This window comes from Streptomyces sp. NH27 (genome assembly GCF_056859195.1).
In genome coordinates this window covers 1-6,155 of record NZ_JACEGK010000484.1, presented here as the reverse complement: position 1 = coordinate 6,155, position 6,155 = coordinate 1, and the positions used below count along the sequence as shown (strand labels likewise).

Sequence of the window (6,155 nt, the reverse complement as noted above, 5' to 3'; positions counted from 1 at the left end):
CTTCCCGGCCGGTCGGGCGCGTCGCGAACCTCCTTGGTCACGAAGCCGGTTGCGGCGAGGTCCCGCTCGACCTCCTCCCGCTCGCGGAAGCGCAACGTCGAGTCCGAGGTGAGGACCTGCCCGTCGGCGGCGAAGACGTAGGTCCAGCGAAATGTCACCAACGGCAGGCTCACGTCGGTCAGTTGGACCCAGCTCTCGACGGAGCCGACGCCGGGGATCTCGGTCACGCCGTACGTGTGCTCGCGGTTCCACTCCTCCCAGCCGCGCCGCGCCGGATCACGGGTCTCGAACACCAGGTGCCCACCGGGCCGTAGCGCTGCGCAGGCACCGCGGAGCGTCTGCCGCCACGCCTGCGGATCGACGATCGCCTGGGCGACGTTCGCCGTCATCGTCGCGAGGTCGACCCGCAGCGGCGGCAGGGCCGTGGCGTCGCCGTGCATCCACCGCACCCGCCCGGCGCCCGGCTTGGCCCGGGCCACGTCGACGGACGCCCCGGCGGGATCGACGCCGACCACCTCGATCCCGCGATCGGCCAGCAGGAGTCCGAAGACCCCCGTCCCGCAGCCGATGTCCAGCACGCTGCGCGCCCCGAGCTCGTCCGCGATCCGGAGATACGCGTCGAGGTCGCCACGGTCGGGGTCGAGCGGGTCGTAGATCGCGGCGAGCCGCGCATGCCCGAAGCACTCGTCAGCCATGGCGCCGAACGTACGGGGGCCGAGGCCCCCGCGGCCACCCGATTTCGCCCCGGTGCCGGCGCCGACAGGGGCCCGCACGCCGCGAACGACCGTGCCCGCGACGACCGTTGGGCGGAAGAACCGGCGGAGCGGGTGCTCAGTCGGGGCAGGTCAGTCGGGGAAGGACAACCGTTCCACGACGTGTTCCGCGATCGCCAGGCAGGAAGTGGCCCCAGGAGAAGGGGCGTTGCGTACGGCGGTGACCGGGCCGAGCGCGGAGATCCTGAAGTCGTCGACGAGATCGCCGTGTTCGTCCAGCGCCTGCGCGCGGACGCCCGCCGGCGCGGGCACCAGGTCCGCGCGGGTCAGGGCAGGGACGTAGCGGGCGGCCTCGGCGGTGAAGGCGCGTTTCGACAGCGAGCCGTGCAGTTCGCGCAGCCCCGCCCGCCAGTGCCGGCGGGCCAGGCGGCGGGTGCCGGGCCAGGCCAGCGCCCGGCCCAGCTCGCGCGGGTTCACGTCCCGACGCCGGTAGCCCTCGCGGGCCAGCGCGAGGACGGCGTTCGGGCCGACGTCGACGGTCCCGTCCACCCGGGGCGTGAGGTGCACGCCGAGGAACGGGTACGCCGGGTCCGGCACCGGGTACACCAACCCGCGGACCAGCCCGGCCCGTTCCGGCCGGAGCCGGAAGTACTCGCCGCGGAACGCCAGGATCGCGGGCGAGGGCGCGTCGCCCGCCAGTTGCGCCACCGTGTCGGAGTGGAGCCCCGCGCAGATCACCGCACCGCGCAGCTCGTACGGCTGCGGGCCGCAGATCACGGTGACGCCGCCGTGCGGGCCGGGCCGGATCGCGGTGACCTCGCTGCCGAGCAGCAGCCGCCCGCCGGCCGCGGCCACCTCGTCGGCCATCGCCCGCGCCACCGCGCGGAAGTCGACGATGGCGGTGGTCGGGGAGTGCAGCGCGGCCAACCCCCTTACCTCGGGCTCGATTTCGCGCAGCGCGGCGGGATCGAGCCGGCGCACCCCGGGCACGCCGTTGGCACGGGCCCGCTCCTCCAGCACGCCCAGCCGCTCCGCCTCGGCCGGCGAGCGCGCGACGACGACCTTGCCGATCTCCTGGTACGGCAGTTCGTGCCGCGCGCAGAACTCCTTGAGCAGCCCGACCCCGCGCCGGCACAGCGTGGCCTTGAGCGAGCCGGGCGGGTAGTACAGGCCGGAGTGGACGACACCGGAGTTGTGCCCCGACTGGTGGACGGCGACGTCCGTCTCCTTGTCGAAGACGACCACCTCGGCCCCGCGCAGGGCCAGTTGGCGCGCCACGGCCAGGCCGACCAGGCCGGCGCCGATCACGCCGACGGGCTTCGCCGGGGTACGGCCGCCGGTGACCGGCCGGGGCACTGTGTCTCCTGACATCGCGGCGTACCTTCTTCCGCTGGATCGCCCGTCGCGTGCCCCGAGCATAGAAGCGTCCGGGCGGAACCGTACGGCGGCCACGTGCGCGGCGGGCGTACGTACACGTACATACACGTACGCCCGCGTACGCACGCGTTCACGTGGGCAGTGCGGCCAGCCACTCCGTAAGGTGCCGGTTCACCTCGGCGGGGCGCTCCTGCTGGAGGAAGTGGCCGCCGCCGTCGAGGAGATGGGAGGCGACCAGACCCGGGAGGGTGACCGGATACGCCTTGATCGCGTCGGCCAGCCAGGTGGTGGACGCGTCCAGGGAGCCGCCCAGGAACAGGGACGGCTGCGTGATGGCGGCGCCGTCGAACTCGGCGAGGTCCACCCAGTCCCGGTCCATCGCGCGGTAGCGGTTCAGCGCGCCCGTCAGCCCGGTCCGCTCGAACTCGCCCGCGTAGAAGTCGAGTTCGGCCTCGCTGAGCCAGCCGGGCAGCCCGGTGCCGGCACCCGCGACCGCACCCGCGACCGCGACGGCGGGGAAACGGTCCCGAAGCCGTCCGCCGCGCGCGACGAAGTGCGGGTCCGGCGCCCCCGGCGGGGGCATCGTGTCGGCGGACAGCGCGGCGTAGAAGCCGGCCAGCCAGCCACGCACGTCGGGCTCGATCTCGGCCTCGGCCCGGCCGGGCTGCTGGAAGTAGGAGACGTAGAACTCCTCGTCGCCGCCCATCCCCGCGAAGATCTCGCTCGGCCGCGGGCCGCCGCGCGGGGCGTACGGCACGCTCAGCAGGCCCACCGCGCGGAACACGTCCGGCCGCAGCAGCGCGCTGTTCGCCGCGATCGTCGCGCCCCAGTCGTGCCCGACCACCACCGCGGACGGCTCGCCCAGCGCCTCCACCACCGCGGCGTTGTCCGCCACCAGCTCCAGCATCCGGTACGCCGCCGGGTCCGCGGGCTTCGAGGACCGGCCGTAGCCGCGTACGTCGACAGCGACCGCCCGGTACCCGGCCGCGGCCAGCGCGAGCAGTTGGTGGCGCCACGAGTACCAGGACTCGGGGAAGCCGTGCACGAGCAGCACCAAGGGCCCGCTGCCCCGCTCCACCACGTGGGTCCGGCCCGCGGGCGTCGCGATCAGCCGGTGTGTGCCGAGTCCGTCGCCGGTGTGCTGCGTCATTGAGACTCCCAGGTACGAATGCCGTGGCCGGGCGCCGGCGCACCCCTCGCGGGCCGCCGCGCCCGGTCCCGATCATCCGGCGGACGGCGCCCGCCCGCGATCCGCCTTGCCGATCCGGCAAGGAAGTCGGTGGGCCGCAGGGCCGTACGGGCGGTGACGGCGCGGCAAGAGGTGCGTGCCGGCGACGCGACCCCGCGCAGACCCGTACGACGGGCCCTGGCTGCCAGACTGGACCGATGGAGCCCAGTCACTTCCGTGTCACGCGCGTCCGGCTCAAGCAGTACCGCAGCCTCGCCGAAGCAGACGTCCGGCTCGGGGACCTGGTCTTCCTCGTCGGCCCCAACGGCGCGGGGAAGAGCAACTTCCTCGACGCGCTGCGCCTGGTGTCCGACGGGGTCGGCGGGTCGCTGGCGGAGGCGCTGCGCGAGCGCGGCGGCGCGGCGCAGGTACGGCGCAGGGCCCCGGGCCATCCGGACCGCTTCTCGGTGCGGCTGTCCTTCGAGGGGCCCGACGAGGGCCGCGGCCCGCTCACCGGCACCTACGGCGTGCAGGTCGTGGCCGCGCGCAAGGGCGGGTTCCGGATCGCCCGGGAGCGCTGCGAGGTGACGGCCGGCGGGGCCCTGGCCGCCTTCCGGGTGGCGGACGGCGTCCTCACCACGAGCACCGGGCGGAAGCTGCCGCCGGCCGACCCGGGCCGCCTGCTGCTGGCCGAACTCGGCCGGCACAAGGCGTTCGCGGCGGCGCACGCGGGCCTGGCGGGCATCCGCGCGTTCGGCCTCGACCCGGCGGCCATGCGGGTGCCGGCGCCACCGCGGGACGGCCGGGCGCTGCTGCCCGACGGCGCGAACGCCGCGGCCGTGCTGCACCGCCTGCGCCGCGTCGCCGACGGCGCGGACCTGCGCCGCCTCGACAGCTACCTGCAACGGATCGTGCCCGGCCTGCGCGGCACCCGCCGCCGGGTGCTGGAGGGCGCGGAGACCGTGGAGTTCACCCAGGACGCCGCCGGTTCCGCCCACCCCTGGAAGTTCACCGCGCCCTCGGTGTCGGACGGCACGCTGCGCGCCCTCGGCGTACTGCTCGCGCTCTTCGCCCCGGTCGACGGCCGGTACGGGGTGGTCGCCGTCGAGGAGCCGGAGACCGCGCTGCACCCGGCGGCCGCCGCCGTGTTGCGGGAGGCGCTGCGCGACGGGGCCGACCGGCGGCAGGTCCTCGTCACCAGCCACAGCCCCGAACTGCTCGACCACGAGGACGTCGACGCGGCGTCCGTACGCGCGGTCCGCGCCGAGCAGGGGCGTACCACGATCGGCGAGCTCGACGAACCGGCCGCCTTCGCGCTGGGCGCCGGGCTCGACACGGCCGGGCATCTGCTGCGTACCGAGGGGCTGGTACCGCGCCCGGCGCCGGCCGCGGACTCGGCGAGCGCGGGCGACGGGCCCGCGGCGCGCGCGGCGGCCGGCCGGGGCGGGTCCGCGACGTAGCGCGGCCCGCCCGCGGGGATGCGGCCCGGGCGAAGGGTCACCCGCGTACGGGCGTACGCGAACGGGCATACGAAAACGGGCCCACGCGAACGGGCCCACGCGAACGGGCGTACGCGGACAGGCTTACGTAGACGGGCGTACGCGGACGGCCCCGGCGCGGGCCAGGTGCCGTGCGCCCGGGTCGCCCCAACCGCCCTGCCGGCGAAGGAAGTTCGCGAACACGGCCGCCGGGCCCGGGGGCCGCACCCGCGGACGTACGGCGGTCAGCGCCGCCAACGGACCGCGAGGGTGGGCGGTTTGCGGAAGACGAGGCCGCGCGGAGCGCTCGGCCGGCTCGCGTCGAGCCGCAGTTCCGGCAGCCGCTCGAAGCAGGCGCGCAGGGCGGTGCGGGCTTCGAGCCGGGCCAGGTGGGCGCCGACGCAGTAGTGCGGGCCGTGTGCGAACGCCAACTGGAGCCGGGCGTTGGGGCGGTGGACGTCGAAGCGGTCCGGGTCGGTGAAGACGGCGGGGTCGCGGTTGGCGCCGGCCAGCGAGACGGTGACCAGATCGCCGGCCCGGACCCGGATGCCCGCGAGGTCCGTGTCGCGGGTGGCGTAGCGGTCGACGACGGCGGCACCGGGTTCCAGCCGCAGGGACTCCTCGATGGCGTTGTCCAACAGGTCCGGTTCGGCGAGGAGTTGGTCCACGACGCCGGGCTCGCCGAGGATGTGCAGCAGCGCGTTGGCGATCATCGCCTCGGTGGTCTCGATGCCGCCGAAGAGCAACACGGCTGCGTTGGAGGCCAGTTCGGGCAGGCCGAGCCGGCCGTCGGCGGCGGCGTGGACCAGCAGGGATTCCGCGGAGCCCGCGTCGAGGGTGCCGGCCACCGCCGCGCGCAGCGCCTCGTAGGCGGCCGGGCCCTCGGCTCCGGCGTCCTCGCCGTGGGTGAGCCGGTCCACGGCCCGCACGATCGCGTCGTACCAGCCCAGGATCGCCGGGACGGGGACGTCGGTCAGCCCCAGCACCTCGGCCATCACGACCGCCGCCAGCGGCCCGGCGAAGTCCCGGCGCAACTCGGCCTCGCCGCGCGGCGCCAGGTCGTCGAGCAGCCGGTCGGCCTCACGCCGTACGGTCTCCCCGAACGCGGCGTCCACCGCCCGCGGCCGGAACGGCGCCACGAACGGGTCCCGGTGGCGGGCGTGTTCGGGCCCGTCCAGCGAGAGCATGCTCGGGCCGACCACCCGCGCCGTGGTGAACCTCGGGTCGTCCACGGTGAACGCGGCGGCGTCCCGCATGACCTCCACGGCCTGCGCCCGTCCCGTCACCATCCACCCGCCGAGCGCGGGCAGCCACACCACGGGAGCACGTTCACGCAGGTCCGCGAGGTGTGCGTGCGGGTCTTGGGCGAGTTCGGCAAGGGTGACCACGCCACGACCCTAGCCGGGGCCACCCCGGCGC

General features: G+C 75.6%; 5 protein-coding genes. 1 reads left to right on the top strand and 4 read right to left on the bottom strand.

Features of this window, described 5'->3' with window-relative positions:
• The 3 genes from AC13HU_RS29895 to AC13HU_RS29885 form a co-directional block, all read right to left on the bottom strand.
• Positions 1 to 695, bottom strand: a 695-nt coding sequence (locus AC13HU_RS29895) for a class I SAM-dependent methyltransferase (protein ID WP_483045100.1), incomplete at its 3' end; no start/stop codon positions are given.
• A gap of 150 nt (positions 696 to 845) precedes the next feature.
• Complete coding sequence (lhgO, locus tag AC13HU_RS29890) at positions 846 to 2,084, bottom strand: L-2-hydroxyglutarate oxidase (RefSeq protein WP_483045099.1); 1,239 nt, start codon at positions 2,082 to 2,084, stop codon at positions 846 to 848.
• Positions 2,085 to 2,220: 136 nt separating this feature from the next.
• Entirely contained in the window at positions 2,221 to 3,240 is a 1,020-nt protein-coding gene (locus AC13HU_RS29885; RefSeq protein ID WP_483045098.1) for an alpha/beta fold hydrolase, read from the bottom strand.
• A gap of 236 nt (positions 3,241 to 3,476) precedes the next feature.
• Between AC13HU_RS29885 and AC13HU_RS29880 the strand changes: the two genes are divergently transcribed.
• The gene (locus AC13HU_RS29880; RefSeq protein ID WP_483045097.1) at positions 3,477 to 4,718 is read left to right on the top strand and encodes an AAA family ATPase; all 1,242 of its coding nucleotides are present in this window, start codon (positions 3,477 to 3,479) and stop codon (positions 4,716 to 4,718) included.
• Positions 4,719 to 4,981: 263 nt separating this feature from the next.
• On the opposite strand, the gene AC13HU_RS29875 is transcribed toward AC13HU_RS29880, so the two are convergent.
• Complete coding sequence (locus AC13HU_RS29875; protein WP_483045096.1) at positions 4,982 to 6,124, bottom strand: cytochrome P450; 1,143 nt, start codon at positions 6,122 to 6,124, stop codon at positions 4,982 to 4,984.
• Between the last annotated feature and the right edge of the window lie 31 nt (positions 6,125 to 6,155).

Bases quoted from the DNA above. Each gene is read 5' to 3' on its own strand.
- lhgO (WP_483045099.1), bottom strand. From the start codon at position 2,084: ATGTCAGGAGACACAGTGCCCCGGCCGGTCACCGGCGGCCGTACCCCG.
- AC13HU_RS29885 (WP_483045098.1), bottom strand. From the start codon at position 3,240: ATGACGCAGCACACCGGCGACGGACTCGGCACACACCGGCTGATCGCG.
- AC13HU_RS29880 (WP_483045097.1), top strand. From the start codon at position 3,477: ATGGAGCCCAGTCACTTCCGTGTCACGCGCGTCCGGCTCAAGCAGTAC.